Here is a 16,961-nt window from a genome sequence, read left to right as displayed (position 1 = left end):
CGGGAAGTTCAGTTCACTGGCGATCAACGGACCGATCGGAAAACGGGAGAGCAGACCATGCATCGGCGAAAATTCCTGAAGACGACACTGACGGCGGCAGTCGCAGGCCTCGCCGCTCCAGCGCTCGCGCAAAGCAAGACGAAACTTCGCGTCGGCTACCTGCATACGGTCGCGGTCGACGGCCAGATCTGGACGGGCGTCGACCGGGGCTTTTTCGACAAGCAGGGCCTCGAGCTCGACTTGCGTCAGTTCAACACCGGCCTCGAAGTCTTCCAGGCGATGGTCGGCGGCAGTCTCGATGTCCTTGCAACCGGCGCGGTGCTCTCGAACTTTCCTGCGCGCGGACAAGGCAAGGTGTTCCTGATCAACGACATCGAGGTCGCGACCGCGCAACTCTGGGTGCACTCGGACGCAGGCATCAAATCGTATGCCGATCTCAAGGGCAAGCGCATCGCGACGTCGACCGGTACTACGGCCCACGTCTTCCTCGACCGCGCCCTGCGCGCCAACGGCGTCGATCCCAAGGAAGTCGAGCTCGTCAACCAGCCGATGCCGGCGGCGGTAACGGCATTCATATCCGGCGCTGTGCCGGCGGTCGCGCTATGGGTGCCGTTCAACGTCGCGGTGCGGGACAAGGTGCCGGATGCCGTGAAACTCACGGACGCATCGGCCTATTACCCGCAAGCTGCCATCATCGATGGCTGGGCCGCGGCCAACGGCTTCTATGACACGAACAAGGAAACGCTCGCCAAGCTGATCAGGGGCTGGAGCGAAGCCAACGACTATATGATCTCGCAAAGCGACGCGGCTCTCGAAGCACTGCAGAAAGGTCATTATAGCCAGACCCCGATCGCGGATATCAAGGAGCAGTTCAAAGCTCAGAAGATGTTCACGTCGCAGGAGTGGAAGAAATACTATACCGACGGTACGGTCACCAAATGGCTGCAACAGACAACTGATTTCTTCATGGCCAATGCGGGAGTCAAGGACTTCACTCCGGCCAGCACCTATTTCGATCCGAGCCTCTACCTCAAGACGTTGGCTTGAAGTGCGGAGCGCGGCGGTACGCCCCCGGGGGGTGCCGCCCGTGGCCTTCGTCGCGCGGGCCTTGCAGGCTGCGTGCCCTCGGGCGCGGTCTTCAACGGGCGTGAATATGCATGAGAGTGGGAGTAGACCTTCTACTCGCGCCGGCGCCCGGCGGCAGCGACCTAGGCAATCTTGATTTCGACTTCGGCTGCGCGCCGTCGTCACCTCGAATTCCGAGCAGGCGCGCTGGCCGAGGCGCGTATCATTTGTCGCGATCAAGCGAACGCGACAGCAAAGACTAGAGCCGCTTGAAAAATTGCGATCTCACGACGTCTTTGTTCCAGCTGAGATGCAGATTGAGCATCGGGCTGTTCTCTATGCGGACGACCGATATCGGCAGCTCCCAAGTGTCGACGACCGAGAACTCGTCGACCAGAGCTATTCCGACGCCGTTCGCAACGAGACCGACCGCTGTCTCGACATGCCTGATGAGAAAATCCACCTGCGCAGGGAGCCGTTCCTTCTCGAACAATTGCGAGACCATAGCTCCGTGTGGCGTCTCGGGTTCGAAACAGATCAGAGGCTCGCGAGCCAAATCATGCAGCGGGATTTCATTTTTTTCTTTGCCAGCCCATGCGGAACCCCATGCTGAGTGCGCAACGTCAATTCCATTTCAGTCCCCGTGCCTGGTCGCTCTGGCGCAGCGCGGTCGTTCCAAATGATTCTCGAAGCTTTCAACGCATCTGAGTAACGCTCGAAGTATACGGCTTGGCGGGTTGCACATGCGGTCGGTGATCACGATCGCAATACTCTCGCACGGGCGGCGATCCGCTGCCGGATATCACAAACCGAAATTGGCTTGGTCGTCGTCATTTTCGAAAGCGCCAAGCGTTGCAACGATCTCTTGATCACGCGGCACCGTGATCAGGATTCAACAAAGAGCTGAAGAACTTTCAGCGTTGACAGTCGTGTCGCTTCTGCACGAAACGTCGGCCAGCGACGTTCTCCTTGCGTCAGACAGATGGAAGCGTCGGTCGGAGCTTGAGCGACAGGGCGTTCACGACATCGCGCTCCGTTCGATCACTGCCAATCAGCCTATTACGATCGCCTTCTCACGAAAACGACGAGAGACATTCGATGTACCTGACGGCGTTACTGCTATCCCGTTTGCAGTTTGCATTTACGGTGTCGTTTCACATCATCTTCCCGTCGTTCACCATCGGGCTCGGTGCTTGGCTGGTCGTGCTAGAGGCAGCGCATCTGATGAGCGGCCGGGCCGTCTATCGCAGGCTGTTCGACTTCTGGCTCAAGATATTCGGCATCACCTTCGGACTCGGTGTCGTTTCCGGTGTCGTGATGGCATTCGAGTTCGGCACCAACTGGAGTCGGTTGTCGGAGGCCACCGGACCGATCCAGGGGCCGCTCCTGGTCTACGAAAGCTTCACGGCCTTTGCCCTGGAGGCGTCGTTCTTCGGCGTTCTGATCTTCGGCAGAAATCGCGTGCCTCCGCTCGTTTATCTGTTCTCCACCTTGATGGTCGCGCTCGGAACCACGTTCAGTGCATTCTGGATCATGGTCAACAACAGCTGGATGCAGGCACCGGTCGGCTACGTTTTGCGCGACGGTCTCTACGTTCCCACCGACTGGAGCGCCATCATTTTCAGCCCAGTCGTCTGGGTTCGTTTCCCGCACATGCTGATCGGCGCTTATCTCACCGGTGCCTTTTGCGTCGCCGCCACGGGAGCCTGGTACGCGCTTCGGGCTACCTTCGTTGATGAAGCACGGATCATGCTGCGGATGGGTCTTGTGCTTGCTTCGCTTCTGATGCCGATCCAGTTGCTCTATGGGCACCTCAATGGTGAATACGTCCACGAGCTGCAACCGGCGAAATTCGCCGCCATCGAGGCGCGATGGCACGATGAGCAACCTGCGGGCGAAGTCGTACTTGCCGTTCCCGACGATGCCGCGGAGACGAACCGCTACGAAATGAAGATTCCCTGGCTCGGCAGCTTGGTCGCGGTCGGCAATTTCAGTTCGAAGGAGATCGGCATTGCGGATTTTCCGGTCGCCAAGCGGCCGCCCGTCCTGATCCCGTTCTTCGCGTTCCGCATCATGGTGGGCTGCGGTCTGATCATGCTGGCGCTCGCCTGGGCAGGCTCTTTTCGGCTGATCAAGGGAACGCTCGAGCAGCGGCGCCTGCTGCTATGGGGCATCTTTCTGAGTTTTCCGCTGCCGTTCGCAGCCATTCTCACCGGCTGGTTCACCGCCGAGGTTGGCCGGCAACCCTGGGCCGTCTACGGCCTTCTGAAAACCGCAGATGCCGTTTCGCCGGAGCTGACCGTCGGCGCGACGGTCGCGTCGCTCATCTTCTTCGTCTCGATCTATCTCCTCATCTTCAGCTTCGGAACGCTCTACATCTATCGTCTGCTCAAGACAGGGCCCGCGCCGCGATCTGGCGAGCTCGTGACCAATCCGAGGCGCCCATTGGCAATTGCCGAGGGCACGCCCGCGTCCGCGGCGAGCTCGGGGGTGGGGCTGTGAGCATGCTGTTCTGGGTCGCGGCCCTGGCCGTGAGCACCTTGCTTTATGTCGTGCTCGACGGATTCGATCTCGGCGTGGGCATCCTGTTCGCCATTGCCGGCGACGAGACCGATCGCCGCCGCATGCTGTCGGCGATTTCCCCGGTCTGGGACGGCAACGAGACCTGGCTCGTGGTGTCCGGCACCGTGTTGTTTGGTGCGTTCCCCAGGGTCTATGCGACGCTGCTATCGGCGTTCTATCTCCCGATCGTCCTGATGCTCGGTGCGCTGATCCTGCGCGGGGTCGCATTCGAATTCCGCCACAACACGATCAGGTTTCGGTGGATATGGAATTGCAGCTTTGTTGCCGGCTCTCTCGTCGCGACCTTCGTGCAAGGCATGATGATCGGTGCGCTGGTTCGAGGCCTGCCGATGACGGCCGGCCGCTATTCCGGCGGAATGTTTGGCTGGCTCGGCGGGTTTGCATGTCTGTGCGGCGTCGGTCTTTGCTTTGGCTACGCGCTGCTCGGGGCTGCATGGCTCGTCGGCAAATCGCAGGGCATGCTGCGCAAGCGCATTTATGATCTCCTGCCGCCGCTGACGTTCGGTGTCGGGTGTTTTCTCGTCGTCGCATTCGTCTACGCGCTAACACTCGATCTTCGCATTATGGGGCGTTGGCTGGAACGGCCGTACCTGCTGCTGTTTCCCCTGATCGGCGCTGTCGCGGCATACTACCTGATCAAGGGGATCGCGGATCGCAGCGATTTCCAGCCGTTCCGCATGGTTGCGTTCATCTTCCTGGCCGCGTTCGCGACCCTTGCCATCTCGTTCTGGCCCTACATGATCCCGTTTTCGATCACGGTCGAGCAGGCGCTGGCGCCGGAAAGCAGCCTGCACTTCATGTTCTGGGGCGCTGGACTCCTCGTGCTGCCGCTGACGCTCGGCTACACCGCGGTCGTCTATTGGATGTTCCGCGGCAAGATTGCGGAGGAGACGGAGCCGGCCCCGGCGCACGTCACCTTCGATTACAGCTCCACCTATCCCGAGAACGACTAGCGGGCCGCGGTCGCATCGGCATCCCTTTGACCCAGCAATCCGAAGCCTCCGAGAAGGAAAACGCCTATGGCTAAGAAAGTCGCAGACGCGATCATCGAGACACTGCAATCCGCTGGCGTTGAGCGCTGTTACGGCATCGTCGGCGATACGCTCAATGATATCGCGCATAGCATCGACAAGAGCGACATCCAGTGGGTTCACGTTCGCCACGAGGAGGCGGGTGCATTCGCGGCCGGTGCCGAAGCGCAGTTGACCGGCAAGCTGACGGCCGTGGCCGGAAGCTGCGGTCCCGGCAGTCTTCATTTCGTCAACGGCGTCTACGAGTGCAATCGAAATCGGGCCCCGGTCATCCTGATCGCGAGCCAGGTGCTGCGCAGCGAGCTTGGTTTCGATTTCATCCAGGAAGTCGATTTCAAGGAAGTCTATCGCGGTTGCAGCGTCTATTGCGATATGATCTACACGCCCGAACAGGCTCGGCGGAAGACCGTGATTGCGTGCCAGGCTGCGATCGCCAAGCGCGGTGTGGCGGTGCTGATCGTTCCGGTCGACGTCTCCAAGGCGGATATCCCTGACGATGTTCCCTATGGCGTGCACGTCAGCAAGCCCGTCATTGTACCGTGCGACGAAGAACTTGATCGCATGGCCGATATCCTCAACGGCGGAAAGAAGATAACTATCTACGCCGGATCAGGCTGTCAGGGCGCGCATGCGGAGGTCATTGAGACCGCCAGACGACTGATGGCCCCGGTGGCGCACACCACGCGCGCGAAGGATTTCCTCGAATACGACAATCCGCACAATGTCGGCATGACGGGCCTCATCGGCGGCGAGTCCGGCTACCACGCGGTGCGCGACTGCGACACGCTGCTCTTGCTCGGTGCCGACTTCGCCTGGCGTCAGTTCTATCCGGACCAAGCCAAGATCGTTCAGGTGGATATCGAGCCGACCCATCTCGGCCGGCGCCATCCGGTGACGATGGCTTCGATCGGCAGGATCAAGCCCACACTGGCGGCGTTGCTGCCGCGTCTCGCCCAACGTCACGATTCCTCTCATCACGACAAATACGTCGAGCGCTACAAGCACATGATGCAGGAAAGATATGCCAAGGCCACGCCGGTCCACAGTGACGTCATCACTGGGACCTATCTCACGACCCTAATCGATCGCTACGCCGCTGAAGACGCCTTGTTTTCTGCCGATGACGGAACGCCGGTGGTCTGGTTGCACCAATATTTGAAAGTCAATGGCAAGCGGCGCACGTTCGGCAGCCTGCTTCACGGAACCATGGCCACGGCGCTGCCGTCGGCGCTCGGTCTGCAGGCGTGTCAGCCAGGCCGTCAGGTCATTTCGCTGTGCGGCGATGGAGGACTCTCCATGCTGTTCGGGGAACTGATGACGGTGATCCAGGAGAATCTCCCGGTGAAGATCGCCGTATACGACAATGGAAAACTCGGTTTCGTGGAGATCGAGCAGAAGACCGAAGGTTTGCTGCCGACGTTCACCAGCCTGAAGAACCCGAATTTCGGCAAGGTCGCCGAAGCGATGGGTCTCTGGGGCCGCACCGTCACGAAGGGCGCCGAGCTCGAGCACGCCGTTCAGGAGTGGCTCGCTCAGCCCGGGCCGGCGCTTCTTCATGTCAAGGTCGCACCGATGCAGCTCGTGATGCCTCCGACCATTGAATTTGAGCCGGCCGTCGGCATGGCGCTCTATGCGGCGCGGGCCGTGCTCCACGGCCGGGGAGGGGAGATCTGGGAGATGGCAAAGGAAAACTTTATCTGACTTGGTCTGAAATCACGTGCGAGGGACCGGTTCGGCCGGTCCCTCGGCGTGGTCGGCGGTCGCCATTTTCAGATCCGCCGCGGCCGCCGGCAGGATTTCGTCGAAGAACCATTGCAATCCAGGATCCTGGTTGGCGCGCTCATGCCAGACGGTTTCGACCATCACCTGCAGCGGATCATAGGGCAGCTCGAGAATCACAAGCGATTCGCGGGCCGCTTCTCGGATTGCGATACTGCGGGGCAGGGTTGCTACCATGTCGCTGCGGCCCACCAGATTCGCGACCGCGGAGTAATGCGGCAACGAAATGGCGACCCGTCCGACCAATCCGTTCCTGTCGTTCTCCTGTTCCAGCAGCAGACGCTCGATCCACACGCGCCGTTCGACGCCTTGTTCTTCGATAAAGCCGTCCGCGGGGCGTGCCTCGCTGCCGGTCAACTCAACCACGACATGTGGAAAGGCGAACAGCCGCTCCATCGTGATCTCCGATGCCGTCAATGGATGGCCAACGCGGACCACCAAGGCCTCGGATTCGGCAAGCACGGGCATGCGCCGCATCCGTCTTGGGAGATTTCCGAACCAGCCGACAGCCATCTCCACTTGACCGCTGTCAAGGTTGGCGACCAGATCGAGGCGGCTCAGCGGAAAGATCCGCAGGTTGATGTTCGGCCCCATTTTTCCAACCTTGTCCGCGATCAATGGCAGCAACGTCATGCCGGCGTAGTCCGACATTGCGATACGGAAGGTTCGCGCGGACCGGAGCGGATCGAAGCTCCTTGACGTGACTGCCTCTGCGAAACGTCGCAAGCCCTCATTGATATCAGGCGCAAGTTCGAGCGCCCGAGCGGTCGGCGTCATGCCGGTCTCAGCCAGGATAAACAATTGATCGTCAAGCAACTGGCGGAGACGGGCCAGGGCGTGGCTGACCGCCGAAGGGGTAATGTTCAGCTCACGGGCTGCCCCGGCAACGCTGCGGTGGCGCATGATCGCTTCGAATACACGAAAGAGGTTGAGGTCCACCCGACGGATCGCCAATCCAAATTCTCCACCTGTACTGTCTCACCCCATACCATGAAAGCATCGAGCGGGCATCGCCGTTGAAGGCGGTTCATCTCACTTCTGAATGATCTTCATCGAATTGACAATGACAGGACGGCATGCGCCGAGAACTGGCTCGGATCACCGGCGCGGCGCCCCAACCTCCCGGGCAGTGTTGATCCGCCGCCTGTCGGCCCTGAGCCTTCACTCCGTAGCAGGTAGGTGTAGTTGGATTGGCACGATAAAGAAAACAGGGCTTCCGAAATAGTCGGTTTCGCGATGTCGCGGACTCCCGCTACTGTCTTCCGCACACTCCGTTGACGCAGTTTTGGATAAGTGTCCTCTCCCAGCAGTGATGAAACTACCGAAGACCTTCGGGCGGCAAATGCCAGAAAGTTGTCGAATGCTCCAAGGACTGGCGCTACGAGATGCTCAGATAGGAGAGGGGAGCAATGGAGCGCAGCGCCACGCTCCCTACTGCTGACACCAACAGATGCGTCAGCTCATCCACTTCGACGAACTATCCGTCCAGGCGGTCTCGCCAAGGACCACTGCTCACTACGCGGCTCAATGCAGACTTGCACCAAGGCGGGACAATTGACCAGCATCTCCTGACCAGCATCGAGCGATCGCGATCGTGAGAACCCGCATCAAGCCCACGTCCTGCTACGCGCGGCTTTGTTGGCGGGGCCGGGAAGCACGCCTATTGGACGCTTTCCATGCCGGCGAGGATAAGATCGATGCCAGCAACAAATTGCTCGCGATCATCGTGCTCGGGCAGCACTGTTGCCAGCTGCCGCACGAAGGGATGCTCCGTCGGATCGAGCTGCGCCCATTTCGCGGCAACGGTCTCAAGGAATGCTTTGCGGAACGCTGACCGATCCGTGTGACGCGGGAAGACGCGGGCGCCTGCAGCGTACTGGCCGGCAAGGCCAAGGATGAAGCTCATGAGCGCGGTGGTGGCGTTGAATTGCGCGCGTTCGGGAACGCCGAGCGCCTGGACCTGACTGCCAATGCGTTCCAACATTCTCAGGACTGCATCCTGCCAGGGGTTACGGGAGAGTTGTCCTCCGACCCAAGGGTGAGCGTGGATGGCGTCGAAGACGCCCAGCGCGAGTGTGCGGATCACCTCCTGCGGCCTTAATCCCCTCACCGCATCAGCCGTGACGCCGGCGATGACGTGGTCTGTGGCCGCGGCAAGGAGATCGTTCTTGTCGGCGACGTGCCAGTAGATCGCTCCGCTCCCGGTCGAAAGCCGGGCAGCGAGCGCGCGGAAGGTCAGGGCGTCCTCGCCTTCGCTGTCGAGGATTTCGATCGCGGCCTCGACGATCCTCGCCTTCGAGAGAGCGTCCGTGCGCCGTTCAGTCCGAATCTTGGTTGCCATAACACTCAACTTGACACGGTTGGAACGATGTTCCAATAGATCAGTTACAATGGAACGGCATTCCAGGCCGCTCTGAAGGGAACGATTATGACCCCCGTGACGATTGTCGGGGCAGGTCTCGGCGGCCTGGTCCTAGCGCGCGTCTTATTTCTTCGCGGCATCCCCGCGACGATCTACGAGGCAGAGCCTTCGGCGGAAGCCCGGGCGCAAGGTGGCCAGCTCGACATTCACGAGCACGGCGGGCAGGCCGCGCTTGCTGCGGCCGGTCTCATGAATGAATTCCGCGCCATCATCCACGAGGGCGGCCAAGCTTCGCGGGTGCTCGACCGCTATGGCAGAGTGTTGTTCGAGCAGCGCGACGACGGTACCGGCGGCCCGAGGTCCTTCGAGGGGACCTGAGGCGTATCCTCATCGACTCCTTGCCGCCGCGGACGATCTGTTGGGGAAAGAAGGTCAGCAGTATCGCAGCGATCGGCGGTACCCGGCACGAACTAACATTCGCCGACGGGTCGGCCACCACCAGTGACCTCCTCGTGGGAGCCGACGGTGCCTGGTCGAACGTCAGGGGGCTGCTCTCCAAGAGCAAGCCTGAATACGTCGGAACGTCGTTTGTCGAGACCTACCTGTATGATGCCGACATGCGGCACCCCGCGGCGGCTGAAGCGGTCGGCGGTGGCGCGTTGTTCGCGCTGGCCCCCGGACAGGGAATTTTCGCGCACCGCGAGGCTGGCAACGTTATTCATGCGTACATCGCGCTGAACCGTCCCGCCGCGTGGTTCGCCGGCCTTGATTTCAGCGCCGCGACCGCGGCAGCAAAAATTGCGGCCGAGTTCGATGGATGGGCGCCGGCGCTCACCGCGCTCATCACAAACAGCGAGACCACGCCGGTCCTGCGCATGCTCCACGCTCTTCCGACCGGACATCGATGGAAGCGCGTACCTGGGGTGACGCTTGTCGGGGACGCCGCGCACCTCGCGCCGCCGGCCGGAGAGGGCGCAAACCTCGCGATGCTCGATGGCGCCGAGCTCGCCTCCGCGATCGCGACGCATCCTGACGCGACAGAGGCGGCGCTCGCCGCCTACGAAGCGGCGATGTTTCCGCGCAGCGAGTCGGCTGCCGCAGACGCGCACCAGACCCTGGCGCTCTGTCTCGACGACGGCACTCCCTTCCGCCTCATCGAGTTCTTCACGAACGCGCTTGCGAGCGACCGCCCCGCGCAACCCTGACGCACCCGCCGACCTCTCCTACGCGTTCCACGCTTGGCGTCCCGACTGCTTGAGGATTTTGTCGATGATCTATGATGTCGTTATTGCCGGAGCTGGGCCGGTCGGCCTGTTTCTCGCGTGCGAACTGCGCCTTGCTGGCCGGTCGGTCCTGGTGCTGGAGCAAGCTGAACACCCCGAGACCCATTTGAAGGGAGCACCATTCGGCCTGCGGGGCCTTTCGGCGCCCAGCCTCGAAGCCTTCTATCGTCGCGGGTTGCTGGACGACATTCAGAAGATAGCGGCTACCAGCCCGATCATCGAAGCCTTTCGTCGCGAACAGCGGGACGGGAGTGGTGGGGCGCGTCGCACCGACGATCGTACTTCGGCCGCCGCCCCGCATTGGATGCAACAGCCGCGCCGAGCAGCCGGCCATTTCGCCGGCATCCAGTTCTTCCACGAAGATATCGACACATCGAAATGGACGTATCGCTTGCCGAGCCCTGCGGGCACCCGTATGGCGGTCTACATGGACGCTCTCGAATCTGTCCTCGCCGCCCGGGCCGACGCAATGGGAGTCGAGATCAGGCGCGGCCACGGCGTTGACGACTTTGATCAATCAGACCAAGGCGTGACCGTTCGCGCCGGCGACGAGACCTTTCGCGGAGGCTGGCTCGTCGGCTGCGATGGCGGGCGCAGTATCGTTCGCAAGCTCGGCGGCTTCGATTTCGCCGGCACCGATCCCGAATTCACTGGCTATTCGGTGGACGTCGAACTGGCCGATCCGGACAAGCTCCAAACCGGCCAGCACTATACGCCCGCGGGCACGTACACCTTTGCCCGGCCGGGGACGATCGCCATGGCTCACTTCGACGGCGGCGCCTTCCACCGAACCCAGCCGATCACGCGCGAGCACGTGCAGGCAGTCCTGCGCCAGGTCTCTGGTGCCGATGTCACCGTGAGGGCGCTCAAGCTTGCGACCACCTGGACGGATCGCGCCAATCAGGCGACCGCTTACCGGAACGGACGAGTGCTGCTTGCCGGCGACGCTGCGCATATCCATTCTCCCCTTGGGGGCCAAGGCCTCAACCTCGGGCTTGGCGATGCGATGAATCTCGGCTGGAAGCTGGCTGCCGTCATCCGTGGCGACGCGCCGAACGATCTGCTCGACAGCTATTTCAGCGAACGCCACCCGGTGGGCGCGGCCGTCCTCGACTGGTCGCGTGCCCAGGTCGCGGTGATGCGGCCAAGCCGAAGCTCGCGCGCGCTTGAAGCCATCATCCGCGATCTGATTGGTACGCGCGACGGCGCGACCTATTTCGCCGAGCGCGTCTGGGCTGTCTCCCTCCGCTATGATCTCGGTGGCGGCCATCCGCTCATAGGCCGCAGCGTTCCTGACTTCGAATTGGCTGACGGGCGAAAAATCGGCGGGTTCTTCAGGACGGGCAAAGGGCTGTTCCTTGACTTCGAAGCGCACGCGCCGCTTGAAACGCTCGCGGGGCGTTGGGGTGACCGGATCACCTATGTCGGCAGTGACGCCAAGGAACGGCTGGGCTTGAGCGCTCTGCTCCTGCGTCCCGATGGAATCGTGGCCTGGGTCGGCGAGGGCACTCCCAACCTCCAGGAGGCGGCTCAGGCCGCATCGCGATGGTTCGGTGAACCGAGCAGAAGCTGATCGCGAACATAATGGCGGGCACGCACGATTCGTCTTGAGTGGACAAGGCGCTGCGCCAGCTGAACTGCGAAGGTCTCGATTGAAAGCCGGGATGATCGGCGGTGATCTCCCGTCAGCCATCTCGGGCAACAAGTTAACAACATCGGCCAGCGCTGGTCCTCTGCGTGTACGTTTCGGCAAGGAGAGGCCTTATTCGACCGATCTAGCGCTTCGACTTGCTGGATTTCTGCGACTTGGCCGCGCCGCGGAGCTGAGGTTTTGTTTTCACCGCCTTCTTGGCTTTAGTCACGAGTGGATAGGACATTCCGCCCACCAATATCCCATCGGCGCGTGCTTCGATCCGAATCACGGGCTCCTCTTCCTTGTGGAAGTCGTCAGGATTGAAATCCTTGCCAGGCAGAATCCGCATCTTGATCTCTCGGGCATTGCCTGGTTCGAGGGTAAACGCATCCGAGCCAGCATTAGCGAATGCGATCCGCCAGTCACGTTTCACGAGAGTCAAAGGCAGCGAGGCCGTAAGGGTCATACGAGCTCGTTTGCGGAGCGGGTTCTTCACATGGAAGCTCATTCGATCAAATCCCGCCACCAGCAACTTGCGAGTGGCGCTGACCGGCGCGACATTGCGCTGGCCGATATTGTTGTCGTTCGGGACTAACCGCCACTCGGCTATCGAGTCAGTCGCGGTAAAGTTGTCGATATTGCTCGGGTCGTTGAACGCCGATACAATCATGAACATGCACTCGTGACCAATCTGGGAAGGAACCCATTCGAATGGCCCAACCAGAATTTCCGCGGACGAGTTGGGCGGCACATTTGCGCACGGGAGCTGTGCCGTCGTCATCGGCTGCCAATCGTCGGGATAGGTGAGCCCAGCGGATGGTTGGCAATGAAAAGCCCGCACGGTCACGTTGACGGCGGTCTGTGTTCCTCGGTTCTTGACCTTCACATAAGCGTAGTTTGTGACCCCAACGACGGGCTCTTCATGAACGGCGCCGCCGTCATTCAGGCGGCGATTCCAAATCGCCTGGCAGCTCCAGTGGTTGGGTTGAAACTGATATTCGCCGCCTCGGCCATCTTCGATATAGACATCGACGTCCGGCGGCGTACCCACATTGTTGTTGGGTTTCGAGACGCCGTTAGGCTGGTACATGCCCTGTTTTTCGAATCCCCAGCGGATTACCTTTCCGTAGGCCCCGCCTGACAATCCCTCGGACAACCAGTCGGCCGCGTCTGCCTTTCTCAGCGCGTCCGCAAAATATTCAGCTGCTGGTGGATTGGTGGCAGCGTCCAGGCCGCCGATCGCCGTAAGCATCAGGTAGCATACGACGCGCGCAGCGAACTGCTTCATGGCGATATCGGTGGAATCGCCTCCGATCGACTGGTAAATGCGAAACATCGTCGTCGAAAGGATCTGTTCGTTACCATAGCCCTTGTAGTCCAGCGTCGGATCGAACGGGTGCAGTGCGATGTTGCCGCTCCAGCCGAAGCCGGCGGCAACGGCACGGTCGTGTCGACGGCCGGCAGCCGTGATCCATGGAAATGACAGATAACGATCCTGCGCCTGGCTTCCCGGATCGTTCAGAACGGTGGCAAAGCTGTCGCCTGCGCTGTGCGAGAAGCGGAAATTCGCCTTGCCCACGTGATTGAAAAGGACGCCATGGCCAAACAGCTCGTGCATTGCCACGCGCAAATCGCAGGCGAGACCAATCGGAGCGTTAAGATCTCCGAGATCGGCCAGGGCGAAGCTCGTATAGCCAATTCCCACTCCTCCCGCATTGCCGACACAATGCGCGTTGATCTCAATGCCTTGTGGGTCATTGGGATCGGCGTGGCCGCGGTGGTCTACCGGACTCGGGAAGATGGTTCCCGGCAGATAGCTGGGAGGATCAAAACCCAGATCCTCCAGCAAACGGTAGAACCGATCGCAATTGTGGTAGGCGTTGACGGCAGCAAAATCGTTGCTGCGGGCGTCGAAGTCGAAGCTCATTCCATTCGAGATCTGAGGGTCCGCTATCGTCGGCGCCTCGATTTCGGTCAGGATGACGTTGCTCCCACTCAGGGACTGGCTGCCGTTTACCGGGGGCGAGAGCCCCGCGAGCGTTACGGAGCTGCGCACCGGGTTAAGTACCAAGCTGGCCGCATTTGGCAACGGGCCCCCCGCCAGGGTAACCGGATCGGTCATGAAAACCATGCCGGTCACACTGTCAGCAAAGGGCAGCAGCAGGAGCACGGAGCCCGTCTCGATTTCGACCAGCGCGACCCAATGCAGCGGTTCCATGCCGGACGTATCAAACCGGAAGTAGACCGCCGTAACGACATAATGCTCTCCCTCCCGAATCGAGCCATGAACAGGTGGAAGCGGAAGACCGGGACCGGCCGCTTGTAGTGCGGGCAGGCGTTTGGCTGCGGGGACCGAGAGGTGGGTACGCTTGGCTCCGTCATACCGGTAAATCATCAACCTCTGATGGTCGATGCTAAACGATGCTTCTCGCGCCGATCGGGCATCAAGTCCCAGACTTCTCGCCAGGCCTGTAAGGTCGATGGCCTTCGACCGGGAGAGGGCGTCCGGTGACGGCCGCTTGACCTTTGGATCGGGATGTTGCGTTGTTTGCGCTCCGACGATGCGCAACGGGTTCTCTTTCATCGTGACTGCGAGACCTGCTTCCCAGACCGGCAGTCCGAAATAGGTCTGGCTAAAGACCATGGTGACGAGATCGAACTGATGCTTTTCACTGCGCAGCCGGAACTCGATTTGATCCGAGGTTGGATCTTGCGCGAGGGGCGCAAACAACTGTTTCAGTTGGCTCGCTTGCAGACCAAGAAGCTCGCCGTATCGATTGAGATAGTCGCCTGCAGCAAGCTGCGCTGTCCGCGCGTCGGTTCTGACATAACGGTCGTGAGAAAGCGCACGGGCAACTCCTGAATCATCCCGCAGGATCCTGGTTTGGGAGTGCGCATCGAATTCCTCGAACATGGCTGCCTCCTGACGGCTCGCAGAAATCTACTCTCTCATCAGACCTTGGTGCTTTCGGTTGCCGCAGCGCAAAATGGCCGCGAATAGTCAGCGTTGATCAAAACGGTACGCCTGCTAAGCTATGATCAATTTTGCGGACCCCCTTGTGGGGTGGTTCACACATCAAGCTGTTCAATTCGGGTTATTCCTCGCCCATCCAGCTATGGAAGACCTCGAAATGGCGGGTGAGCACCTACGGGTCCGACTGCCTCGTTAGGGAAAGTTCTCAGGCTCACCGGTGTCAGACGATCGAACAAACAACAGCAGGAGCATGGAAGCGTATTATCGCGAACGTGCCGCGGTGTATGACGAGTTCTACCAGGTCAGCCGACGCCAGGATGACCTTGTCGCTCTGAGATCCTGGGTTGTCGAACGGGTGCAGAATAGCACAATTCTCGAAGTCGCGGCGGGCACCGGCTACTGGACGGAGGTTGCGGCGCCGGCCGCGAAGACAATCACGGCGACCGATTGCAATCCCGAAACGCTGGCCATAGCAGCGCAGCGAAGTCTTGGTTCGCACGTGAGCCTGATTGTAGCCGATGCCTACCAGCTACCCGAATTTCCAGATACCTTCAGCGCGGGGATGGCAATGCTCTGGTGGTCGCACGTCCACAGGCAGCGGCGCCAGGAATTCTTGAGCCACTTCGCGAGCCGGCTGGCACCAGGCGCGTTGATCCTCATGTTCGACCAATTTTACATCGAGGGCCTCAGCAGCCCCATTTCACGGCGGGACGAATGGAATAACCTCTACACCGAGCGCGTTCTACCCAATGGCAAGACCTTTGAAATCGTCAAAAATTACCCAACCGACGACGAGATCTTCGAGACGTTCTCGGACCTTTGCGAGCACGTAGAGATCGCGCGGCTTCGTGAATTCTGGACTGTCAGCGCGCGCCTGCGTCGCTAATTGATGGGCGCTCGAAAGTGATTTACGGCGGAAGGCCTTTGCTTCCCTCCCGCGCCATGTTGATGGCGGGTATGCCGCACAGCTTCTCGGTTCTCTGTCGAAGCGTAGGTGTGTCCGTGCACAGGCCGGTGATGAGGTCGACTGAGAAGCCCATGTCATACAGCGTCAGCTTGCCGCCCAAGGCTCCTAACGCATCTGATGCCGCCAGGATGATCTTGCCGTCGGAGCGCCTGCTCCGGAGACGTTCAAGAAAGACCGGTACGTTGGCACCCAGAAAGTCGCCACCGCATTCAATCAGAACCGCGTCGGCCGCCATTGAGAAGCAATAGTCGAGCGCCCGGTCAAACACGCTCTCCATGCCGGCGCGACCGGACGGATACGTCGTCGGCAGCCCAAAATCGACGCAATCCAGTACGTGCGTTGCTCCAAAGTCTCGATAGGCGAGCAATTCACTGATGGATGAAGTGCCCGTGGCTTTCAGAACGACCAAGTTTCTCATGCCACTCTGAAGCAGAGAACGAATCGTTGCGATGCCCGCCGTGGTTTTTCCAACCTCCGCTGAGGTGCCGAGCACAACATAAAGCAGCGCCCGGTCCGGTTTGCCGGGATCCGAGTTGAGCGCGAAATCTCGAATGTTAAGGTTTTTGTCGCCGCCCATGCGCAGGGCACCGACGTATCTGACTTCGCCCAGATGGCCCTTGCTTACGGGTGAGTCGCCTACCAGGTTTCCGACGATGCCTGCTTGCGCCAACACCCAATACAGGTTGCCGGGGAGCAGGCCTTCAGTTGGAATGTCACCAACAACCCAGCGCGTCGACTCCCGGTACCCTGGTGTTGCAAGAAAAAGGTCACCAGGAGCCAACATCAATGACCGGCCCGAAACATCCTCAACGATGATGGGCGTGGTGTCCTGTGGCAGCTCAAAGGCGCATACGTCGCCTTCAAATGCAGCCACAGCGACACAGGATGCAGAGTCCAATCGTGGCACCCGCCGCAGGACTGATGTTCGCTTGATGTCCGGGCGAAGCTCCACGTTGTCCAATACACTCATGGGCATCGCGCTCTGCTGCGATTTGCTACTTTTTCTTGGTTGGTGGCTTTCTGCCGCCCTGGTCGTTTACGATCAGGATCTTGCCGGATCCAAACTTTTCAAACTGTTTAGGTGGAATGTTGAGCGCCTGCGCAAGCGCGGCGATCTGCTTTCGGTTTGACGGTATGGTCACGATGAATTTCTTTAACACGTGCCTATAAGTATCTGGCTTGCCGGGAACTGGAACGAAACACATCAACGCCTCCCTGGAAAAAAGGTAGGCACCCACTGGCGCCATTGAGAATCTCAAAAGTTTACTCAAAGCCCGCGAGGCG

14 protein-coding genes are annotated in these 16,961 nt (G+C 60.4%); 8 read left to right on the top strand and 6 right to left on the bottom strand.

The annotated features are described in order from the left end of the window. Positions 1-57: 57 nt before the first annotated feature. Positions 58-1,047 carry an ABC transporter substrate-binding protein gene (locus tag BRAS3843_RS30690; protein WP_008973062.1) on the top strand — a complete coding sequence of 330 codons (990 nt, stop codon included), beginning with the start codon at positions 58-60 and terminating at the stop codon, positions 1,045-1,047. A gap of 277 nt (positions 1,048-1,324) precedes the next feature. On the opposite strand, the gene BRAS3843_RS30685 is transcribed toward BRAS3843_RS30690, so the two are convergent. Beyond that, positions 1,325-1,693: a LysR substrate-binding domain-containing protein gene (locus tag BRAS3843_RS30685; RefSeq protein ID WP_083841468.1), complete on the bottom strand. Its 369-nt coding sequence runs from the start codon at positions 1,691-1,693 to the stop codon at positions 1,325-1,327. Between the two features lie 470 nt (positions 1,694-2,163). Between BRAS3843_RS30685 and BRAS3843_RS30680 the strand changes: the two genes are divergently transcribed. The 3 genes from BRAS3843_RS30680 (at position 2,164) to BRAS3843_RS30670 (ending at position 6,380) form a co-directional block, all read left to right on the top strand. Further along, a complete protein-coding gene (locus BRAS3843_RS30680) occupies positions 2,164-3,567 on the top strand; it encodes a cytochrome ubiquinol oxidase subunit I (RefSeq protein ID WP_008973060.1) in 1,404 nt (467 codons plus the stop codon). 2 nt (positions 3,568-3,569) lie between these two features. Further along, positions 3,570-4,601, top strand: coding sequence for a cytochrome d ubiquinol oxidase subunit II (gene cydB / locus BRAS3843_RS30675; protein WP_008973059.1), 1,032 nt, complete (start codon positions 3,570-3,572; stop codon positions 4,599-4,601). A gap of 66 nt (positions 4,602-4,667) precedes the next feature. Further along, positions 4,668-6,380, top strand: coding sequence for a ubiquinone-dependent pyruvate dehydrogenase (locus BRAS3843_RS30670; protein WP_008973058.1), 1,713 nt, complete (start codon positions 4,668-4,670; stop codon positions 6,378-6,380). 12 nt (positions 6,381-6,392) lie between these two features. Here BRAS3843_RS30670 and BRAS3843_RS30665 read toward each other — a convergent pair whose 3' ends face one another. Together BRAS3843_RS30665 and BRAS3843_RS30660 are read right to left on the bottom strand one after the other, a co-directional pair. Then, positions 6,393-7,412 carry a LysR family transcriptional regulator gene (locus BRAS3843_RS30665; RefSeq protein WP_008973057.1) on the bottom strand — a complete coding sequence of 340 codons (1,020 nt, stop codon included), beginning with the start codon at positions 7,410-7,412 and terminating at the stop codon, positions 6,393-6,395. A 706-nt stretch (positions 7,413-8,118) separates the two neighbouring features. Next, a complete protein-coding gene (locus BRAS3843_RS30660) occupies positions 8,119-8,835 on the bottom strand; it encodes a TetR family transcriptional regulator (protein ID WP_244425511.1) in 717 nt (238 codons plus the stop codon). A 51-nt stretch (positions 8,836-8,886) separates the two neighbouring features. On the opposite strand from BRAS3843_RS30660, the gene BRAS3843_RS42365 reads away from it, so the two are divergent. The 3 genes from BRAS3843_RS42365 to BRAS3843_RS30650 all read left to right on the top strand — a co-directional run bounded on the left by BRAS3843_RS42365 (position 8,887) and on the right by BRAS3843_RS30650 (position 11,676). Then, positions 8,887-9,198: an FAD-dependent monooxygenase gene (locus BRAS3843_RS42365; protein ID WP_008973054.1), complete on the top strand. Its 312-nt coding sequence runs from the start codon at positions 8,887-8,889 to the stop codon at positions 9,196-9,198. 20 nt (positions 9,199-9,218) lie between these two features. Then, positions 9,219-10,025, top strand: coding sequence for an FAD-dependent monooxygenase (locus BRAS3843_RS30655; protein ID WP_008973053.1), 807 nt, complete (start codon positions 9,219-9,221; stop codon positions 10,023-10,025). A 64-nt stretch (positions 10,026-10,089) separates the two neighbouring features. Further along, a complete protein-coding gene (locus BRAS3843_RS30650) occupies positions 10,090-11,676 on the top strand; it encodes an FAD-dependent oxidoreductase (RefSeq protein WP_008973052.1) in 1,587 nt (528 codons plus the stop codon). Between the two features lie 202 nt (positions 11,677-11,878). Here the strand turns inward: BRAS3843_RS30650 and BRAS3843_RS30645 are convergent, their stop codons facing one another. After that, entirely contained in the window at positions 11,879-14,650 is a 2,772-nt protein-coding gene (locus BRAS3843_RS30645) for a hypothetical protein (protein ID WP_008973051.1), read from the bottom strand. Between the two features lie 310 nt (positions 14,651-14,960). On the opposite strand from BRAS3843_RS30645, the gene BRAS3843_RS30640 reads away from it, so the two are divergent. Beyond that, positions 14,961-15,596 (top strand): class I SAM-dependent methyltransferase, encoded by a 636-nt coding sequence (locus tag BRAS3843_RS30640; RefSeq protein WP_008973050.1) that lies wholly within the window; start codon positions 14,961-14,963, stop codon positions 15,594-15,596. 22 nt (positions 15,597-15,618) lie between these two features. Here the strand turns inward: BRAS3843_RS30640 and BRAS3843_RS30635 are convergent, their stop codons facing one another. Both BRAS3843_RS30635 and BRAS3843_RS30630 read right to left on the bottom strand, forming a co-directional pair. After that, positions 15,619-16,647 (bottom strand): hypothetical protein, encoded by a 1,029-nt coding sequence (locus tag BRAS3843_RS30635; RefSeq protein WP_139025016.1) that lies wholly within the window; start codon positions 16,645-16,647, stop codon positions 15,619-15,621. Positions 16,648-16,672: 25 nt separating this feature from the next. Continuing rightward, positions 16,673-16,924 carry a hypothetical protein gene (locus tag BRAS3843_RS30630; RefSeq protein WP_139025015.1) on the bottom strand — a complete coding sequence of 84 codons (252 nt, stop codon included), beginning with the start codon at positions 16,922-16,924 and terminating at the stop codon, positions 16,673-16,675. Between the last annotated feature and the right edge of the window lie 37 nt (positions 16,925-16,961).

The organism is Bradyrhizobium sp. STM 3843, assembly GCF_000239815.1.
Classification (GTDB): Bacteria; Pseudomonadota; Alphaproteobacteria; order Rhizobiales; family Xanthobacteraceae; genus Bradyrhizobium.
The sequence above is the reverse complement of the archived record's forward strand: the minus strand, read 5'-3'. Positions and strand labels throughout refer to the sequence as shown.

Bases quoted from the DNA above. Each gene is read 5' to 3' on its own strand.
- BRAS3843_RS30650 (WP_008973052.1), top strand. From the start codon at position 10,090: ATGATCTATGATGTCGTTATTGCCGGAGCTGGGCCGGTCGGCCTGTTT.
- BRAS3843_RS30690 (WP_008973062.1), top strand. From the start codon at position 58: ATGCATCGGCGAAAATTCCTGAAGACGACACTGACGGCGGCAGTCGCA.
- BRAS3843_RS30635 (WP_139025016.1), bottom strand. From the start codon at position 16,647: ATGAGTGTATTGGACAACGTGGAGCTTCGCCCGGACATCAAGCGAACA.
- BRAS3843_RS30670 (WP_008973058.1), top strand. From the start codon at position 4,668: ATGGCTAAGAAAGTCGCAGACGCGATCATCGAGACACTGCAATCCGCT.
- BRAS3843_RS30640 (WP_008973050.1), top strand. From the start codon at position 14,961: ATGGAAGCGTATTATCGCGAACGTGCCGCGGTGTATGACGAGTTCTAC.
- BRAS3843_RS42365 (WP_008973054.1), top strand. From the start codon at position 8,887: ATGACCCCCGTGACGATTGTCGGGGCAGGTCTCGGCGGCCTGGTCCTA.
- cydB (WP_008973059.1), top strand. From the start codon at position 3,570: ATGCTGTTCTGGGTCGCGGCCCTGGCCGTGAGCACCTTGCTTTATGTC.
- BRAS3843_RS30645 (WP_008973051.1), bottom strand. From the start codon at position 14,650: ATGTTCGAGGAATTCGATGCGCACTCCCAAACCAGGATCCTGCGGGAT.
- BRAS3843_RS30630 (WP_139025015.1), bottom strand. From the start codon at position 16,924: ATGGCGCCAGTGGGTGCCTACCTTTTTTCCAGGGAGGCGTTGATGTGT.
- BRAS3843_RS30680 (WP_008973060.1), top strand. From the start codon at position 2,164: ATGTACCTGACGGCGTTACTGCTATCCCGTTTGCAGTTTGCATTTACG.